The sequence below is a fragment of the Sulfuricurvum sp. genome, assembly GCF_049587615.1.
Lineage (GTDB): Bacteria > Campylobacterota > Campylobacteria > Campylobacterales > Sulfurimonadaceae > Sulfuricurvum.
Map to the genome: position 1 here is coordinate 1 of NZ_JBAVEF010000016.1, position 18,700 is coordinate 18,700.

General features: G+C 46.5%; 18 protein-coding genes and 2 tRNA genes. 10 read left to right on the forward strand and 10 right to left on the reverse strand.

Translation table 11 applies throughout. The annotated features are described in order from the left end of the window. Together WB308_RS02490 and WB308_RS02495 are read right to left on the reverse strand one after the other, a co-directional pair. The coding region (locus tag WB308_RS02490; protein WP_424188656.1) for a histidine kinase dimerization/phospho-acceptor domain-containing protein at positions 1 to 564 on the reverse strand (564 nt) is incomplete at its 3' end. Then, entirely contained in the window at positions 561 to 2,837 is a 2,277-nt protein-coding gene (locus WB308_RS02495) for a PAS domain-containing protein (protein ID WP_424188658.1), read from the reverse strand. The genes WB308_RS02495 and WB308_RS02490, both read right to left, overlap by 4 nt. A gap of 394 nt (positions 2,838 to 3,231) precedes the next feature. Here WB308_RS02495 and WB308_RS02500 point away from each other — a divergent pair, with 394 nt between their 5' ends. Beyond that, positions 3,232 to 5,205, forward strand: coding sequence for an EAL domain-containing protein (locus WB308_RS02500; protein WP_424188660.1), 1,974 nt, complete (start codon positions 3,232 to 3,234; stop codon positions 5,203 to 5,205). On the opposite strand, the gene WB308_RS02505 is transcribed toward WB308_RS02500, so the two are convergent. From WB308_RS02505 to WB308_RS02520, 4 genes are all read right to left on the reverse strand, one after another. Next, positions 5,186 to 5,341 carry a hypothetical protein gene (locus WB308_RS02505; protein WP_424188662.1) on the reverse strand — a complete coding sequence of 52 codons (156 nt, stop codon included), beginning with the start codon at positions 5,339 to 5,341 and terminating at the stop codon, positions 5,186 to 5,188. The two genes, WB308_RS02500 and WB308_RS02505, sit on opposite strands and share 20 nt — an antisense overlap. 89 nt (positions 5,342 to 5,430) lie before the next feature. After that, positions 5,431 to 6,879: a sensor domain-containing diguanylate cyclase gene (locus tag WB308_RS02510; RefSeq protein WP_424188664.1), complete on the reverse strand. Its 1,449-nt coding sequence runs from the start codon at positions 6,877 to 6,879 to the stop codon at positions 5,431 to 5,433. Between the two features lie 139 nt (positions 6,880 to 7,018). Further along, positions 7,019 to 7,093: transfer RNA gene (locus tag WB308_RS02515), tRNA-Glu, on the reverse strand. A 21-nt stretch (positions 7,094 to 7,114) separates the two neighbouring features. Then, a tRNA-Lys gene (locus WB308_RS02520) sits at positions 7,115 to 7,190 on the reverse strand. A 204-nt stretch (positions 7,191 to 7,394) separates the two neighbouring features. Between WB308_RS02520 and WB308_RS02525 the strand changes: the two genes are divergently transcribed. Genes WB308_RS02525 through WB308_RS02535 form a run of 3 tightly spaced genes read left to right on the forward strand, consistent with a single transcriptional unit; the run spans position 7,395 to position 8,749 of the window. Continuing rightward, entirely contained in the window at positions 7,395 to 7,784 is a 390-nt protein-coding gene (locus tag WB308_RS02525) for a thioredoxin family protein (protein WP_424188666.1), read from the forward strand. Beyond that, positions 7,781 to 8,383, forward strand: a complete 603-nt coding sequence (locus WB308_RS02530; protein ID WP_424188668.1) for a pentapeptide repeat-containing protein — start codon at positions 7,781 to 7,783, stop codon at positions 8,381 to 8,383. The genes WB308_RS02525 and WB308_RS02530 overlap by 4 nt, the downstream gene beginning before the upstream one ends. A 6-nt stretch (positions 8,384 to 8,389) precedes the next feature. Next, positions 8,390 to 8,749, forward strand: coding sequence for a DUF3147 family protein (locus WB308_RS02535; RefSeq protein ID WP_424188670.1), 360 nt, complete (start codon positions 8,390 to 8,392; stop codon positions 8,747 to 8,749). 51 nt (positions 8,750 to 8,800) lie between these two features. Here the strand turns inward: WB308_RS02535 and WB308_RS02540 are convergent, their stop codons facing one another. Genes WB308_RS02540 through WB308_RS02555 form a run of 4 tightly spaced genes read right to left on the reverse strand, consistent with a single transcriptional unit; the run spans position 8,801 to position 12,722 of the window. Beyond that, the gene (locus WB308_RS02540; protein WP_424188671.1) at positions 8,801 to 10,042 is read right to left on the reverse strand and encodes an OprD family outer membrane porin; all 1,242 of its coding nucleotides are present in this window, start codon (positions 10,040 to 10,042) and stop codon (positions 8,801 to 8,803) included. 3 nt (positions 10,043 to 10,045) lie between these two features. Then, the gene (locus tag WB308_RS02545; protein ID WP_424188673.1) at positions 10,046 to 10,438 is read right to left on the reverse strand and encodes a thioredoxin family protein; all 393 of its coding nucleotides are present in this window, start codon (positions 10,436 to 10,438) and stop codon (positions 10,046 to 10,048) included. Continuing rightward, positions 10,435 to 12,219, reverse strand: coding sequence for a protein-disulfide reductase DsbD (gene dsbD / locus WB308_RS02550; protein ID WP_424188675.1), 1,785 nt, complete (start codon positions 12,217 to 12,219; stop codon positions 10,435 to 10,437). The genes WB308_RS02545 and dsbD overlap by 4 nt, the downstream gene beginning before the upstream one ends. 41 nt (positions 12,220 to 12,260) lie before the next feature. After that, positions 12,261 to 12,722, reverse strand: coding sequence for a DsrE family protein (locus WB308_RS02555; RefSeq protein ID WP_424188677.1), 462 nt, complete (start codon positions 12,720 to 12,722; stop codon positions 12,261 to 12,263). 184 nt (positions 12,723 to 12,906) lie between these two features. On the opposite strand from WB308_RS02555, the gene WB308_RS02560 reads away from it, so the two are divergent. From WB308_RS02560 to WB308_RS02585, 6 genes are read left to right on the forward strand one after another with little or no spacing between them, the layout of a single operon-like run. Beyond that, the gene (locus tag WB308_RS02560; RefSeq protein WP_424188679.1) at positions 12,907 to 13,284 is read left to right on the forward strand and encodes an ArsR/SmtB family transcription factor; all 378 of its coding nucleotides are present in this window, start codon (positions 12,907 to 12,909) and stop codon (positions 13,282 to 13,284) included. A gap of 22 nt (positions 13,285 to 13,306) precedes the next feature. After that, positions 13,307 to 14,218, forward strand: coding sequence for a vWA domain-containing protein (locus tag WB308_RS02565; protein ID WP_424188681.1), 912 nt, complete (start codon positions 13,307 to 13,309; stop codon positions 14,216 to 14,218). Further along, positions 14,215 to 15,738 (forward strand): vWA domain-containing protein, encoded by a 1,524-nt coding sequence (locus WB308_RS02570; RefSeq protein WP_424188683.1) that lies wholly within the window; start codon positions 14,215 to 14,217, stop codon positions 15,736 to 15,738. The genes WB308_RS02565 and WB308_RS02570 overlap by 4 nt, the downstream gene beginning before the upstream one ends. Beyond that, a complete protein-coding gene (locus WB308_RS02575) occupies positions 15,719 to 16,834 on the forward strand; it encodes a hypothetical protein (protein WP_424188685.1) in 1,116 nt (371 codons plus the stop codon). The genes WB308_RS02570 and WB308_RS02575 overlap by 20 nt, the downstream gene beginning before the upstream one ends. Next, positions 16,831 to 17,778: an AAA family ATPase gene (locus tag WB308_RS02580; protein ID WP_424188687.1), complete on the forward strand. Its 948-nt coding sequence runs from the start codon at positions 16,831 to 16,833 to the stop codon at positions 17,776 to 17,778. Before WB308_RS02575 ends, WB308_RS02580 begins: the two co-directional genes overlap by 4 nt. Further along, complete coding sequence (locus tag WB308_RS02585; RefSeq protein WP_424188689.1) at positions 17,778 to 18,611, forward strand: DUF58 domain-containing protein; 834 nt, start codon at positions 17,778 to 17,780, stop codon at positions 18,609 to 18,611. The genes WB308_RS02580 and WB308_RS02585 overlap by 1 nt, the downstream gene beginning before the upstream one ends. Positions 18,612 to 18,700: the final 89 nt, after the last annotated feature.

The following is an 18,700-nucleotide window of genomic DNA, read 5'->3' on the forward strand; positions in this document are numbered from 1 at the left end:
TGCGACACCTACGGCTTCCGGTTGCGGCGGCTTGGTACGGACCGAATCGAGCAGATCGGAGACGATCCTCTCGGAACCGGTTATCTCGCTCTTGATGATATCGAGATATTCCTTGACGCTTTCATCAACATCAGGGAGGACGGTTTGGAGAAAATAGACAGCGTTGCTCATCACCCCCAAAGGATTACGCAGCTCATGCCCCACACTGCCGGCTACCTGTCCCAGTACCGAGAGCTTCTCTTTGCGTACCAGCTCTTCCTCTATTCGCCGTAGGTCAGCAGCCGTTTGCAGCGAAAGCGCTATCGTCAGCCACACAAATATGGCTCCGAATAAAAATATACCGGGGATGATGAGTTCGTACCACTCGCTTTGTTGGCCCCAAAATACTACTATGTAGCCAAAATAACCCGCGATGAAGATAAAAATAAGTCCACTCATAACAAGCCACTTTTTGCGCAACGCTCCGACTGGGAGCATCGCTATCAGTCGGAGCAGCGGAATAAGAGTTGCCACTTGAATAACCAAACCGATTAGGACGAGCGATGCAGAGAGTTGGGAAATCATGGTAGGATCTCCGCTGAGGGAAGCGTGAGCGTAAATACGGTTCCCTTGCCCACTTCGCTCTCTACCTTGATTGTCCCCCCGTTGGCCTCGGTCATGTTTTTTACGACTACGAGCCCCAGTCCGATACCGCGGGCTTTGGTGGTGAACAGCGGCTGAAACAGCTTGTCCAGATGCTCCGGCGTTATGCCGATCCCGCTGTCGTGCACGCTGAGGGTGATTTTCTTGGTCACTTCGTCTGATAGTGCACGGATATCCAGCGTCCCCCCCTCCGGCATCGCCTCAATGCCGTTGCTGATCAGGTTGCGGAGCACCTGATGGATTTGCTGGGCATCCACCCATAAAGGGGGGAGTGTTTCAGGGATTTCGAGTTTGACTGTGACGGTGGAAGGGATAGTGAGTTTGCCCAATATCTGCTCAATCAATTCCCGCACCCCCGCTGTCTCAGTGTACGGCGGATTGGTGTGCGCCGAATCCAGAAGATCGGAGATGATCCGCTCGGAACCGGCTATTTCGTTCTTGATAATCTTCAGGTAGTCCTTGACTTTCTCATCGGCATCGGGGAGGACAGATTGGAGGAAATAGACGGCGTTGTTCATGACTCCCAGCGGATTGCGCAGCTCTTGCCCCATACTGACGGCTACCTGCCCCAGTATCGCCATTTTTTCCTTGCGCACCAATTCCTCCTGCGCCTCCAGCAGCTGCAGCGTCCGTTCTTTTACTTTCGCATCAAGGTTTTCGTTCAGCTGCCGGATGTTCTCTTCCGTTTGCTTGTGTACAGTGATGTCCTGCCACATCCCCACCATATAAATCGGTGTGCCGTCCTCAGGCCGTATCAGCTTTATGGAATCTTGTATCCAGACGTAGGTTCCATCAGCGTTCAGCCAGCGGTATTCATAGGTGTGCGTCCCTTGTTCAAACAGAAGAGCTATCTCGGCACCCACTTTAGGAGCATCATCGGGGTGGATGTGCGTGAACCATAAATCGGTTTTTTCCATGAAATCTTTGGGCTCATACCCCGTAAAAGCGACAACATTAGAGGAGATATACATCACCGCAAAATCTCCTTCCGCCAAACAGCGGTAAACTGCGATCGGCAGCGAATTTAGCAGGAGCGATAATTGTTCGTTAGCGTCTTTGAGTTTCTCTTCTGCCGCCTTTTCTTCGGTGATGTCCTGCACGGTTCCCAACATCTTGATCGGCTGACCCTCTTCATTACGGGTGATCTTGCCATGTTCATGGACATGCCGCACTGTGCCATCGGGGAGCAGAATACGGTGGTTGATGTTGTAGGGATGTCCTTCAAGGGCCTCGCGAATAGCGGTTTCTATGGATTGCCGGTCTTCGGGATGGACCGATTGCATAAAAGATTCATAGGTGGCGTCAAATTGCTGCGGGGTGAAGCCGAAGATGCGGTAGATTTCATCCGACCAACTTAACGTGTTGTTGCGTATATCCCATTCCCAGTTACCGAGGTGGGCAATGCTATGTGCTTCGGTCAGTCTGTCGGTGCGCAGCGTAATCTCTTCTTGCAGGTGTTCCCGATACCGTTCTAGCTCTCCATCGCGAGACTGGATTTGGGCCAGCATGGTGTTAAACCCGTCTGCCAGCGTCCCTATCTCATCGTTGCTGTGCAGTGTTGAGCGGAGGGTAAAGTCATTATCCCGCGATACCCTCTTCATGACTCCGATCAGGGAGTGCAGTGGATTAGTAATGGCCGGAAGCAAGCGAAAAATCATCATGACTGCCGCCAAAAATGCCCCTGCGGCAGCGCTCAAGGTTACGAGGATATTCCATCCCAACTGCACGTACACCGGGGCCATACTGGCACGGACATGGATCATGCCGATATACTCTTGGTTTAATACAACGGGAATGACGATTTCGATGTAGCGGGCTGTGTGAATATGGCGTTTTTTCTTTTCTGCATGATGATGGTGGATCGGCATCGTCAGTCCCGGACGCAGATAGAGGGCAAAATCTTTTCCTTGTTTATCGAGTATCCCTGCAAACTCGATGTTATCGATATTTGCGAAGGCCTTCACAATTTTCTCTGCTTTTGCATGGTCATTGGATACGATTGCCTCCGTACTGTTGGCCGCGATAATGGAGGCTTGGACGGAAACGCTCTCCACCAGGTCTTCGCGCAGCATAAACCAATGAATGAAGGTCGATAGCAGTATGGCAAACACCATAGCCGATCCGGTGGCGAGGAAGGCGATGAATATAAATTTTTGGCGGATGGAGGAATCGTTGAACCACGCCGGAAATCTCATTTTAACTCTCCCTCTTGTACCACGATACCCGCCACTAAAAAAAGTATTGACGATAAAAATAATATCTTATCCATTTAATGAAATCCTCAATATTACAATAATTGATTGTAGCATAGGTTTTTATGAATTGATGTGATATAGGGTTAGCATTGTTGTAAAAATGGGTTATTGCGGAACAGCTATTCGCTCTGGTAAAGTGAAAAAACGGTTTTGCCTCGAGCTGAAGTAACGCAAGGGGAATATCACATTTTTTAAGATATCTTTCACCGCCTCTTTGATATGATCAATTCGGTTAATATAAATTTTTTTATTCATAAGTATTTAATAATCAAATGCCTTTTACCCACCCGTTTCTGTTTCCATGAATTTCATTTAATAAGGTAGTTGTATCACGATGTCCCAGAAAACAACTTACACGAAAATCGCAGCGAAGATCATTTTTATCACCATGTTTTTTACCCTTCTTGCCGCATATATCTACGGCGAATACATGAAAAGGGATGCCATTTCAAATCTCGCCCATGTGGATGCTAAAAAAACGAGTATGCTTGTCTTTGAAGCCCTTTATTCCGCGATGCAAAGAGGGTGGAATAAAGATGATCTGGAAGAGATCATCACCCGATTGAACCATGTTGACGAACATATGAAAGTGAATGTCTACCGAAGCGAAGCCGTCGTTCAGCTTTTCGGAGAAATTCAGAAGGATAAAGTCGCCAGAGAGACGAATAAAGATATTGCCAGGGCGATAAAAGGGGAAGAGGTACTCAATATTTCCGATTCTAAATTCATAGAGTATTATTATCCGGTAGTAGCAAAAGAGAGTTGTTTGAAATGTCATACCAATGTTTCTTCAGGGGATGTTCTGGGGGTTATCGACGTTTCGTACCCGATTGATGATTTGAAGGTTTCTCTGACCGAGATGATTAATTTTTTCATCCTGTTTATTATTATCTCTTCGATTATTGTCTATTTGGCCATATTTATTGAACTCAATCAGTATCTGATCAAACCGATTAAAAATTTCTCTAACGTGATTAAAAATATAACGGCTTCCCGTGATATGAAAAAGCGGGTGGAGGTCAATGACAACATTGAAGAGATCGATTCGATCAAAGATGTATTTAACAGTATGCTCGATTCCATAGAACACCAATTCTATTTTGACAGTTTGACGGGGCTGGAAAACAGAAGAATGCTGACTGAAAAGCTTGAAGAGGGGAAAAATGTATTTTTGATGATCATCAACATCGACGCCTTTCAAGAGATAAATGACCTCTATGGAGACCAGTCCGGGGACTTCATTTTGAAAGAGTTTGCCCTCTTTTTGGAAGAGATTATCCCCAATAAAGAGGGGCTCTATCGCCTCCATTCGGATGAATTTGCCCATGTATGCGGCAGAGGGATGAATGTGCACGACTTTAAGATTTTTGCCGCTTATATTAGTGAAAAAATTGCACAAAAAAGTTTTCCGATAGACGATAAAAGCGAGGTGAGTTTAAGTGCTACCATCGGGATTTCATACGGTTCGGAACAGTTACTGGTTAATGCCGATATTGCTCTAAAACTCGCTAAAAAAAGTAAAAAGAATTTTTTGATTTACGATGACTCTATGGCAATGGTCAAACAGTATGAGAAAAACTTTGAGTGGACAAAGCGTCTTAAAAAAGCGATAGAAGAGGATAAAATCGTCCCCGTTTTTCAGCCGATCGTTGATACGAAGAGCGAAAAAATCGTTAAATATGAAGCGCTTATGCGGATGGTGGATGATCAAGGTTTGTACATAGCTCCGGTACATTTTTTAGAGCTTGCTAAAAAGAATAAGCTCTATCACCAATTGACCAAGATCATGATAGAGAAAACATTTAAAATATTTAAGAATTTACCGTATCTCGTCTCTATCAATATTTCAGTGGAAGATATTTTAAACAAAGAGATATACAACTTTATTATCAATACATTACAAGAGACCGCTATAGGGAAAAAAATAGTATTTGAAATTATAGAATCCGAAGGGATTGAAAATTTTGATCAGGTTTTGGAGTTTATCGAAAGTGTTAAACAATATGGGGTTAAAATTTCTATTGATGATTTCGGGACCGGATATTCGAATTTCGAATATCTGATGAAGTTAAAGGTCGATTATATCAAGATAGACGGCTCAATGATTAAAAACATCGATAGCGATAAAAACTCTCAAATGATTACCGCATCAATCGTTAGTTTTGCTAAAAATATGAATATTAAAACGGTTGCCGAATTTGTTCATTCCAAAAATGTTTTTGAAAAAGTAAAAGAGCTGGATGTCGATTACTCTCAAGGGTATTATTTCGGAGAGCCAACCGATACGATTACTCCGTTTTCTCTTTGACGAAATCCGCCCCCTGATTCACTTTTCCTTTTGTCCAATCCGCCGCATTTGAGGTATCTTCTTTGAAACCGCTCCATGTTGCGGAACACCCGGAAAGTGCAATGATAGATAGAAGTGTAATAATCAACGGTTTCATAAATATCCCCTTTGAAAAATTGAATTTCAATAATTGTAGCAAAGGAAAGGTTAACAGAGAAATAAGGATTTGATTCTTCTGAGAGAAGTTTAATGTTCTAATGCTGTTTCTATGCGGTTTTTTCCTAGCTCTTTTGCACGGTACATTGCTGAATCGACCCGTGTGAGCAGAGTGTCTATCGTATCCCCGGTATGGGCAGTGACAATTCCGAAGCTAGCAGTCACAGGAGAGGAGGTGAGATGGATGAGGAGTGAGTCTTCTTCGAATGCTTTACGCAGTGTTTCGGCAATCACCTCGGCATTTTTAGGATCAGTATCAACCAGTCCGATAATAAATTCTTCTCCTCCCCAGCGGCCGACGATATCGGTGCGGCGGAGACGGGTTTTAAGGAGTTCGGCAATTCGGATGAGGACGTTGTCTCCCGCCTGATGGCCGAGCGTATCGTTAATGCTTTTAAAGTTGTCGATGTCGAAAAAGATAAGGCTTAGAGGATGGCCGTTTCGTTTGCAGAGGTGGAGAAAATCATTAAAAGAATCATTGAACGCACTTCGGTTCATCAATCCTGTTAAGGTGTCGTTGCGTGCCATAAATTCGAGTTTTTGGTTGTATCCACGGATCATTAAGAGGATGATAAAGGTAATAATGACGGTAACCAGCAGTGAAGTAGCAAGGTTCAGATAAAACGTCTGGCGTACATTTTCGGTAAAATCATCCAGTTTTGCTTCGACAAGGAGGTACAGCTCGAGTTCGGGGATGTATTTTGTTTTGAGTAGATAGTTTTCGCCGTTTTTTTGGTATTCGAGAATTTTGGAGTCTTTGACGATGATCTGGTCACTGAGTTTGTGAAGCTCGGGGACATCGGAGAGGTTTTGGATTTTGGCGTCTGTTCGTTCGGATAAAATGATTTGACCCTCATCGTTAACGAACATGACGGTGAAATTGTACTCCTGCCGAAACCGTTTGAGCATATCGTTGATATACGAAATTTTCAGTCCGATTCCGGTGGCTCCGACAAAATGGTAATCGTTGTCGTAGATTTTATGGTTGATAAACATGATCAGCGAATTGTCCAGATTGTTATTGAAATCGAGGTTGATCTCATTGTCCCCCTGTATCTTTTTGAAATTGAAATACCATGCGTTATCAGGTTTTGAGCTGCTGAGATGTTCGAGGAAACCGTTTTGGGTGTAGTAGCTTTGGGTTTTTTCGGAAACTAAAAATGTGACGAACATGCCGTATTTATTTTTGATCGTTTCGAGATAGCGGATGATTTTCTCTCTGTTTTGCTCATCGTTAATGAGCCAGTCTTTGAGAAACGTATCGTGGGCCATCATCGATGCGACGAGGTTCGGCTCGATGACGTGTTTTTGGATTTCGGTGTAGATATTATCCACCGTCAACGGGAGAGAACGTGTTTTGAGATCGGTTTCGGTGGAGTGGAGAGAAACCATAAAGTTGATAAGTGAAATGCTGATCGAGAGGGCAATCATCAATACCGATATGGTGATGACGATATAAAAATTGTTTTTACTTTTCATAGGACTCTTTTAAGACGTTTTAAAAAAGAGGAAAGTGTAGCATGATTTCGATGATAAAAATTAGGTAGGTTGAGAAAACTTAAAACTGAAATGTGGTTACTTCTAAACTGCTTGTAAAAATTATGTAGGAGAGATAAAATGGTGACCCCAACGAGATTCGAACTCGTATGGCCAGAATGAAAATCTGGAATCCTAACCATTAGATGATGGGGCCACATAAATGCGGTTGAAAAAGTGGTGTCTCGTGATGGATTCGAACCATCGGCCCCCTCATTAAAAGTGAGATGCTCTACCGGCTGAGCTAACGAGACGTAAATAACAATAAACTGTTCCAGCACAATTTATGGACGGGAATTATAGCGGTTGTACCCTTTTTTGTCAATAGTATTTTGAATAAAATGGAAAAAATATCGTTTTTTATCTTTTAACATGGCCAAAAAAGGAATTTATTCCTTTTATTAGGGAAAATATCATGATACTATTGTAATGAAAAGAACACGACAAAGGTTGTTATGATGAAATTTTTAATCTTGATGGGGATGATGGTCTGGAGTCTCTCTGCGGCACCGATCCAAAACGATATGCAATTTAAAGAAGCGGTTGCCGAGATGGGGCAAGAAAATAAACTGGTGTTGATGATCTATACCACTGAGGATTGCCCCGAATGTGCCTACATGAAACAGAAAGTATTTCATGATAAAGGAGTCGAACCCTATTTGGGACGCAATTTTGTTGTGATCGAAAAAAATGTCCATAAAAGTAAACTTCCGGACGGATATGATTTTTTCGGAATTCCGACGATGTTTTTTATCGATAAAGCCGGAAACAAAAAAGAGACGATGATCGGGAGCAAACGCCCGCGTGAGTTTTTGGCGGAGCTTCGTCGGATTCGAGGTCAAAAATGAAAAAGACGGCAGCGTTGATGATGTTCATAGGGTATGTGTCCCTTTTGGCGTACGATCCGGTTCATCTTAAAAAAGCGCTGGAAGAGAAAGAGTGTATCGGATGTGATTTGCGCGGTGCGAATCTCAGCAAAAGCGATTTCAGCGGGTGCGATTTTCACGGCAGTAATTTGAGCGGTGCCGATTTACGCGGCAGTGTGTTTGAGATGGGCGATTTCAACGACTGTAATTTAAGCAGAGCCTATGCATCGGGGGCAATATTCTGGAAAGCGTCGATGGAGCGTTCTGACATGCGCGGTATTTCTGCACGGGGATCAAATTTCAAAGGGGCTCATCTGAATCAAAGCGATCTGAGCCGTGCCGATATGCGGGGGGCGAAAATCTGGAAAGCCGATTTTACCGATGCGATCCTCTCCCAAACCGATTTCCGGGGCTCTGAGATCGGGGGAGCCACTTTTCTCCGTAACGATCTACGAACGGCCAATTTGAAAAATACGCTGTTGTGGCAGAGCCGTTTTCGTGAGGTGAAAATGACAAAAGCCCAATGCGAGCATGCCAAAAAAGAGGAAGCGATTTTAGAACCCCAGAAGCAGTGCCGATAAATGGAGATGAACTCTGTGGTTTATTATGGGATTAAAGTAGCGATTACGACGGTCTTGATCGTTCTTATTTCTGAAATCGCCAAACGAAGCACGTTTTGGGGAGCAGTGCTCGCTTCGATTCCAATCGTGTCGGTTTTGGCAATGATATGGATATACACCGAGACGAAAGATATTGAAAAAATATCCCAATTTTCGATAGCTGTTTTTTGGCTCGTTATCCCTTCTTTGGTGCTCTTTATCCTCTTGCCCCTTTTACTGAAAAAGGGGATAGGTTTTTATATGAGTTTGGGAGTTTCGTCGCTTATGACCCTCATCGTGTATTATCTCATGATATCGGTGTTTGACAAAATAGGGATGAAATTATGAGGGGAAATCATGGGGGAACAGGAAAATATTCCTCTTCTCATAGACGAATGTTTAAAACAGATAATCGGCGATAATCCGTACATTGGTCTCATCATACGCTTTGCTCTGATAAAGTGACGTACTGCCGCTGTTGTAATCGATTCGTGCTAAACGGGTTCGTAGGCGAAACTCTTTACGCGGCTGATAGGTCGCATCGATGTTGACTTCGTCCGAATCGGGGCGGGGGTTTTGGGTGAGCGATGCGCTATTGGATTGGATATCATCGTTTTGATCGATCTTCATGTACTTGGCGGAAATCTCGAACGTCGATGCGGGGCGATAGGTGAGGACTCCGCCGTAGGCTTCTGCACCAGCGTTTTCACTCTCTCCGTCGATCTGCAGATCGGTGTAGGTGATAAAGGCCCCCCATCCCATCTTCTCATACCGTCCCCCGCTCCCCAGCAGGCTCTGATCGCCGATACGGGTGTATAGAGCGCTCAAACTCCATGCACCCTTCGTTAGAGTCCCTCGTAGCCCTAGAAGATAGGTATCGACCTCTCCTGCGGCATTGTCTCCGATACTCTGTTCGTTCAGATATTGTAATGCTCCCGAAAAAGTTGTTCCATCGGCCGATTTCCAAATAGCATTGTCGATGATTTGCAGATAAGGGGCGTTCATCACATCGCGCACGTAGGTGTCGTAGAGTTCGATTTTCCATGGTGATGCCGGAGAATAGATCGCTCCGAGGACGGCGATGTCGCGGTCAATCCCCAGCGAGTAGGTGGGTGAGACGAAGGTATCGGACCCTTTGTATTTCCACCCCGTGATATAAGCACCTTTGAGGGTGACATGGTCGATGGAACGATTTTCGATACTGAGCGCTTCGAAACTGTTGGGGAGCATTCGGTTGTAGTAGTCGTTTGAGAGCGGCAGATCGAGACGTTGTCGTCCGTATTTCACAACGGTATCGTATCCGTTGTATTGGAGATACGCTTCGCCGAGGGTGTTGATGGAGCTTCCGTCAAGATTGAGGTTATGGGTCTGTCCCGATTCGGGCATTTCGGTCAAAGAGGTAATTCCATTGCTCGAAAAGAACGATATGCCGCCGCTGAATCCTGCGTAAGGAGCCGTTTTGTAGCTCAAAATTCCCCCGACGGTAAGGGCGGTTCGATCTATCCGAAGCTCGCGGTCACCGTCGTACCAAAAAGCGCGGAGCTGACCGCTTGCCTTCCCCTCTTTGAATATCTCTTCAAGACTTTGCGCGGAGGATGAAACGGTGAGGAGCAAGGAAAGCAGGAGTGAACGCTTGAGCATCGCTTATTTGCCTTGCTTTACATCTTTGAGCTTTTGCAAAAATCCTTCTGCACTCGCTCCTCCTACCATCATCCGTCCGATTTGCTTGCCGTTGGAGTCGAGAAAATAATAGGTCGGGGTTCCGAAAACCGCATAGCCGTATTTGTCGGGGTGGAGTTCGATGTCGATCTCGACGGGGATAAAAAAGTTTTTCACGTATTCGGCAACTTCGTCGTTTTCATAGACTTTTGTTTTCATCACATTACACATGTTGCATGTTTTTTTCGAGAACATCAGCATCACGATTTTGTGCTCTTTTTTGGCTTGTGCCAATCCCTGCTCATACGAAGGGGCCCAATCAAGTTCGGCGAACAGTGAGCTGCTGATTACTAGGAGGACTAAGAGGATTTTTTTCATGGTTTCTCCAAGGTTTGAATGTGGGTGATAAAGCTTTGCGGATCTTTGTAGCCGATCAGCTCGGCACCTTTGATCGAATCTCCGCTCTCATCAAAAAATATCATCGCCGGAGGGCCGAACAGTCCGAACCGCTTGGTCAGCGCTTTTTCGGCATCGCTGTCTGCTGTCACATCGGCACGAACCAAGACGTAATCTTTGAGCGATTCGATCACAACGGGGTCTTTAAAGGTGATTTCATCGAACTCTTTACACGAGGTACACCAGTCGGCGTAAAAATCGAGCATCACTTTTTTCCCTTTGCTCTGGGCTAAAACGGCGTCGAGCTCTTCGGAGGAGTGGATGGTTTTAAAGGCTAAAGCGGCCGTTGTTTTTTCGGTAGAGGGGGTTTGTGTCTGTAGCTCTGCCGCGAGGGGAGAAAGAGGGTTTGTCTCCCCTTTGATCCCACCATAAAAGAGGACCAGGCCGTAGGCAAGCATCATAATCCCCACCCCTTTGAGAAACGGTTTTATCCCTTTGTGATGCCCCTGCAGCGATTCCAATGCACCGAGGTATACGGAAACGATAATCAGCAATGCCGCCCAAAGCAGCATGGTGAGGGAAGGGGCGATAATTCGGCTTAGCATCCAGATTGCAATAACGAGCATCACGACACCGAAGATGTGCGACACCGTATCCATCCATCCGCCGGGGCGCGGCATGTATTTGCCCGCACCCGTTCCGATGAGCAGCAGAGGTATACCCATCCCGATACTGAGGACGAACAATGCCGCACCGCCGAGGAGAGCATCCCCGCTTTGACCGATGTAGACGAGGGCTCCGGCGAGCGGCGGTGCAACACACGGTCCTACGATCAATGCCGACAAAAAGCCCATAAGGGCGACACCGAGGTATCCCCCTTTGGAACTTGCCTCTTCGGAGGATTTCGTGAGCTTGGTCTGCCATGATGAGGGGAGACCGATTTTAAAGTATCCGAACATGGAGACGGCGAGACCTACAAAGAGGAGGGCAAACGTCGAAATAACCCACGGATTTTGCATCGCGATTTGGATGTTTCCTCCAAAAAGTCCCGCTAATACCCCCGCAATCGTATAGGCGATCGACATGGAGAGGACATAAACGAGGGAGAGGAGAAATCCCCGCCGTGCATCCATATTTTTACCCTGTGCGACAATAATCGAAGAGAGGATCGGGATCATCGGAAAAATACACGGGGTAAGAGACAATAAGAGTCCGAAAGTAAAGAACGTCAGCAGAATGAGCGGTACGTTCCCCTCAATAAAGGTTTGGGTGATACGGTCGGTTTCGGAAACAGCAATAGGAGTTTTTTTCGCTGCGACAGGGGTATCGCTTTTCTGAAGGAGAGCGGATGTTTCAATATCGAAATTAAACGTTGTCTCCATCGGTTCATAACACAATCCTTGCTCAGAACACCCCTGATAGCTGAGAACCACGGTTATGGGGACGATTTCGTCCAGTTCTCTTGTTTTAGCCAGTGCGATGTCGATCGAAGGGGAACTTAGATAGACTTTTTCACCGTCATGATCTACCCCTTCGGGAAGGATGAGACGATCAATAACGATACCGCTGTTTTTCTCAACGATTTTTGCACTCACTTTGGATTGGTAGAGATAGATATCCTCTCCCAGCTCGATGGTAGCACCGATGGTGCATCTTTTTTTTAAATGGGCAGAGGCTTTAAAGGCCTCTTCGGGCATTAGAAATTTGGGTTCGGCAAACGCAAAACTGTTTAAAATCAATAAAAGCATCACTATAAATTTCATTCATTTACTCCTTTGAATAGCATAATAATTTCGAAAATACTCTAATGAATCGGGATATAGGCAAAATGTTCGTTTTGTTTGTCGATCAATCCGATAGTCGAGTTGGGGGTCAGTTTAACGAAATCATACACATTGCTTTGATCGATTTTGAGGGTTTTCATGGTCGCTTCGCACATCAAAAACTCCACTTCGTAGGTATTTGCCATGGTAGCGATCCGTTTTTCAAGCTGATCATGAGCAGCGGCAAGCTTTTGATCACCCTTGAACGGTGAGTTTTTCAAATCTTTGACGAAAAATTTGTAGGCATCACCATGAATGACGACGGCAACATCGAGTTTTTCAAGTTTTCCCTCATAATGCCCTTTATGATACGCAATCCCTTGCAGCACTTTTTTCTCGAAGGTACCGATATCTCCTGTTTTTAAATCAAATACAACCTGTTTGACCCCCTCTTCGGCGAATAAAATTCCGCAGAGAGCGAGGATAAGCAACCATTTTTTCATAGACGAACCTTTTAAAGATAGAGTGGTGTATTATAGTGAAGAAATGTAAAAATAATATAAATAACTAATTAGCTAAATACTAAAATATTATGCTGATCTATTTAGCTAATTTGCTAATATGTCCTCTTATGCTATAATCAAATGACTGCTTAATGGGCGATAACCATTGGGAAAAAGGCGATAAATGTTAGACATGGAACAAAAGCTCAAAATCTTTAAAGCGCTCAGTAATGAGACCCGCTTTTTGATTTTTAAAAATGTTTTTACGGGGGGATATGCCTGCTCTCTCGATAAAAAACAGCCCGGTGTGGAGGTAAACCCCATCGCTACTTGTGTCAGTACGATCGCGGAGCATTTTAACTTTTCCCTTCCGACGATCTCAAACCATATCAAAGAGCTGAAAGAGGCAAAGATCATCACGGTCGAGAAAAAAGGGAACAAGGTTTACATCGAACCCAACATCGAGACAATACGTGAAATGGCGGGATGTTTTCAAACCCTGGTTACCAATTTCGATGAGAATCGGGAACTGTTTTTTGGTGATACCCTCGCGGTGAAATAAGTTTTTGGACAATTTATAAACGATGAATATTTGGTCATTTGATTTTCCCTGGGCATTTTTAGCCATTCCCCCTCTATTGTATTGTCTCTATCGATGCAAAATTACCCCTAATCCCCGCTATTTTCCCCATCTCCATTTTTTCGGTACCGTAGCCAAATGGCGTAACCTCGAATGGCTCCTCAAAGCGCTGGCGGTGAGTCTGATGGTGGGGGCATTGGCAACCCCTGTCGTCGTTGATTATTCCGATCCGCGCAATCGTAATGGGATCGATATGGTTCTCTCGATCGATGGGAGCGGTTCGATGAACGCTTCGGGATTCGGCGATGAGAATGAACGGCTGAGCCGCTTTGAGATCGTCCAGAAAATCGCATCTGATTTTGTCATGAAGCGGATCGAAGATAACGTCGGGGTGGTACTGTTCGGGGATTTTGCCTTTATCGCAACCCCCGTAACCTATGAAAAAGAGATTGTAGCCGAGATGATCGGGTATTTGAATCACGGGATGGCGGGACAGAACACCGCTATCGGCGAGGGGATTGCGATGAGTGTCCGTGCCTTGCGTGATTCGAAAGCGAAAAGCAAAGTGATCATCCTCCTCACCGACGGGGAGCATAACAGCGGTTCGATTTCCCCGAAAGAGGCGGTAGAGATGGTGCAAAAAGAAGGTATCAAACTCTACACGATCGGGATCGGAAAACCCGGAGAATTTGACAATGCTCTTCTTTCCAAGCTCGCAGTCGATGGGGGCGGGAAATTTTTCGCCGCGACGAATCAAACAGAGCTCCAGGCGGTTTATGATTCCATCGATGGACTGGAACGTTCATCGATCAAAAGCGAGCACCATACCTTTTTCGAGCACTATTATCAGTGGCTTCTTGCGATGGCATTGTTGATCGTATTCGTATTCATGTGGCGCAGGAGGGTGAAGGTATGAGTTTTCTTTCCCCTATTTGGCTCATCGTACTCCTTTTTATCCCCTTGTATCTTTGGAGTGCACGTCGCAGAAGATGGCATTCGAATGGGTGGCTGTTGGTCGCGGTTGCGATGCTGACTCTTGCTCTGGCATGCCCGGTTATCTCGCAAAAACCGATCACGGTGGAACAAGCGGGATCGGATGTGATTCTTGCCGTCGATTTGTCGTATTCGATGCGGGGAACGGACATTTCTCCCAGCCGTTTGGAAGCGGCCAAAAAGCTGTTGCGCTCCGTCGTACGAAGCAATCCGAGGGAACGTTTCGGGGTGATCGGATTCACGACCAGCGCTATCGTCCTCTCGCCGCTGACCAAAGATACGGAACTTCTCGAGCACCTTTTCGAGGGGTTGGATGAATCGCAGATCATTACCAAAGGGACGCACGTCATGAGTGCGTTGGAGTTGGCACGCAAAATGTCCCATGCGACGCAGCCTCTCGTCATCCTCCTCACCGACGGAGGAGATGAAGCCTCGTACACGAAAGAGGCCTCTTTTATCCGTGAAAAGGGTTTGGCGGTCAGTGTCGTGATGCTGGCTTCCAGTGAGGGGTCTACCTTGCCGACGCCCGAGGGGGGCTCGCTCAAAGATGATAACGGTCATATCGTCGTCAGTGCCCGAAATGATGCGATTGAGGAGATTATCCATGAAGGGCGGATGATCGAGGGGGCTGATATCGGGGCTGTCCGCTCTTTGATCGAGGAGTCGCGTCATGAGGATTTTGCGGGGAGCAGTTCCGTGATGCGGTATCAGGAGCTTTTTTATTTTCCGCTGGTGATGGCGTTAGTCGCTTTTATCGCGGCATTTACCTCTATCGGGAAAAAACTCTCGCGTGCACTGATCCCTTTGGCGGCATTGATCGGGTTGTCTGCTGAGGGAGGGGTGTTGGATTTTGGGTATTTGTATCTGGCAAAAAGCAATTATGAGGAGGGGAATTACGAGCGTTCGGCACAGTTGTACGGTTCCCTCGCCTCTCCCTATGCCCGCTACAATCAAGCCTCCGCCCTCTATAAAGCGGGCAAATACCAAGAAGCGTTGGCCCTCTACCGTTCTCTTAGGAGTGATGATCCCGCTTTTAAAGCCAATATTTTTTATAACATCGGGAATTGTCATATTCGGCTTCAAGCCTTTGCAGAAGCGCGAGAAGCGTTTCTAAAATCATTAACCTTGCGTTACACAAAAGCCGCCGATCAAAACCTCAGAGCCATCGAGGGGGTCAAAGAGCAGCAAACCCTCAGTGTCCGCAAAGAGAAGAAAGATCAGTTTGCCCAGGAAGAGAACAAACCGACCGGCGAATCAAAACCCTCCAAAGCGGGGGGGGGATCGAACATGCAAACCGATATGGCATCCGGCGGTGGAGGAGACGAGGGGAAGAAGGCCCAAAGCGATCCTCGCCTCTCGATGTCACAGGGGAAAGCAAAACTCAGTTCGCGCCAATACGAGCTGATCAATCAAAGGAGTGTCCATGAAACGAAGCCTTGGTAGGCTCATCGTCGTGAGTAGTTTCTTCGCGTTCACGGCGTGGGGAGCAACTTTTCAATGGCGGGTGCTGGAGTCGCCGAAAAGTCTTTATGTCCACCAAAGCGGCGTGATACGCTATGAGTGCGGATTCTCAGACAGTGCAGCCGAATATACGGTTGCTTTCAAACCGCAAAGTAGTGCGGAGTATAACGTTGAAATACTAACCCAGCGCGACCGAGTGAGCGAAGGCAAACGTTTCCAAACGTTTGATGTGTTGATTACCCCCAAACGGGAGGGAGCCATACGGGTGAATCTCGATGCGTTGGTACGGCATACGACGTTCGCCTCGATTGAAAATGCTACGATCGGGCGCGACAATGTTAAAAAATACGATTTTAACGATGAAAAGGCGGTATTGCCCCCTGTCACGATTGAGGCCAAAGGCAACAGTGCCGCATTAACGGGGAATATTGCGTTGAGTCTCCATGTCGATCACCAAAGCGTCCGAGCGCATGAACCGGTTCACCTAAGTCTGTATGTGAAAGGATCGGGAAATCTCGATCAGTTTGTCCCGTATGAACTGAATATCAGCGGGGTAAAAGTGTTCGCCGAACCGCCCCAAAAAAACTTGACCCCCTCAGCTGATGGGTTCGAAGGGGAGATACGGCAGGAATTTGCCCTCGTTGCGGAGAAAAGCTTTGTCGTTCCTCCGCTCTCTTTGAGTGTTTTGGATACTGCTTCGGGAGAGGTAAAAACACTCTCTACCGAGACGATGCGAATCGAAGTGGGTGAGGGGTATGCCATCGGAAATCTCCTCGATCCCCCTGATTTGAGTGATACGGCAACGCTTAAACGGTACGGGTTTTATGCAGTTCTGGTCATTTTCGGAATGGCTCTGGGAGAAGGATTCCGATGGTTTTGGAAACACCGTCCTCGCCGGAAAATAAACCATTTTTGGGAGAGGGCTAAGAGTACGAAAGAGCTTGTGATGCTATTGGCTTTGAGTGGTGATAAACGCTATGAAAGTATTGTTGCCGAACTTGAAAAAGGATCGATGAGTTTAAGGGAAGCAAAAAATAAATTGAGTACACTCACATCAGTAAAAGAGGTAAAAGCATGATAGATATAATTAATCAAATCCGCAATGAAGTAGCCAAAGTCGTCGTCGGCCAGGAGAAGATGATTGACGGATTGCTGATCGGACTGCTATGCGAAGGGCATATCCTGATCGAAGGGATTCCCGGACTGGCAAAAACGACGACCGTTAAAGCCCTTTCTCAAACATTGGGGCTGGGTTTTAAACGGGTACAGTTTACCCCGGATCTTCTCCCCAGCGATATTCTGGGTGCTGAGGTATACGATCCGAAAGAGAATGGATTTAAAATCAAAAAAGGGCCGATTTTTACCAATCTTCTCCTCGCCGATGAGATCAACCGTGCCCCTGCAAAAGTGCAGTCCGCACTCCTTGAAGTGATGCAGGAACGTCAGGTGACGCTGGGGGATGAGAGCTTTAAACTCTCTCCGCCGTTTCTCGTTATGGCGACCCAGAATCCGATTGAAAATGAGGGAGTTTATCCCCTTCCCGAAGCGCAGCTGGACCGTTTTATGCTCAAAATCACCGTAGGGTATAACACTCCTGAGGAAGAGCTCTCGATTGCCCGCCGTGTTGCTTCCGCGAGTGCTGAAGCGATACACGCGGTGATTGATACCGATACTCTTTTACGTTTGAAAGAGGCGGTGAAAGAAGTTCACATCGATGAAGAGGTGGAGAAGTATATGATCAGCCTCGTTACGGCGACCCGTGAACCGGAGAGGTACGGACTGGAAAGTATCAAACGTTATCTTCAGTTCGGGGCGAGTCCGCGTGTCAGTATCGATATGTTCAAAGCGGTGCGCGCCGTAGCCTTTTTGCGCGGGAAAACATTTGTTACCCCGAGCGATATTGCCTCCATCGTCAAAGAGTTGATGCGTCATCGGATTGTCCTGACGTATGAAGCTGAAGCGGAAGAGATAAAAATTGATGATTTGATCGAAAAAATCATAAAAGCCGTACCGATTCCATAATGAAAAACAGCGCGCATATTCTCCTAAAGGCCCGCCGCCAGATCATCGGTGACCGTATCGGCAACAATCCTTCGATGTTTCGGGGGGAAGGGTATGACTTTATCGAGCTGCGTGAATACGTCAGCGGCGATGATACCCGCCATATCGATTGGAATATCACCGCCAAAATGCAGCGTCCTTTTGTCAAAGTGTTTCGCGAAGAGCGTGAACTCTCTGTTGTGAGCGTAGCGATGTTGTCGGGAAGTTTGCATTTTGGAACGGAGAAATTCAAGATAGAGGCTCTCGCTGAAGCGGTAGCGCTGATCGGCTATTCGGCCCTCTCAAACGGGGATCTGTTTACCCATTTTAATTTTTCGGAAACCCTGCGCGATGAGGTGCGCTCCAGCAAAAAACGGTTCGCCGTGGCCCAAAGCGTCGAGGGGATTATGGGGGCTGAACTGCTCCATCATCGTGCCGATATCAACGCCATGGCGCAGAACCTCTACCGGCGGCTCAAACGCCGCTCCTTGATTGTGGTACTGGGGGATTTTTTTGAGATTCCCGATTTGCGGCTGCTCGCCAAAAAGCATGAAGTGGTTGCGATCGTCGTACGGGATCGCTTCGAGGAAAAACCTGAACCCATGGGATTTTCGGCATTGATCGATCCGGAGAGCGGAGCGGTTTTGGAAGGGGATTTCAATGCTCGGAGTGTCCGCAAATACCACGAGAAGGTTCGTGAACATGATGCGGCATTGTTTGAGCGGTTACGACGTGACGGAATTCGTGCAACAAAACTCTATACCGACGCTCCGGCTTCGGTTGCGTTACGAAGATTGTTCGAGGGGAGAATATGATTTATTTATTCTGCTCGCTTAGCGAGCTAGCGTTTGCCTGCACTGCGTTAGGCTTTTCGTTATCACTACATGCGCCTCAGCGGCTAGCG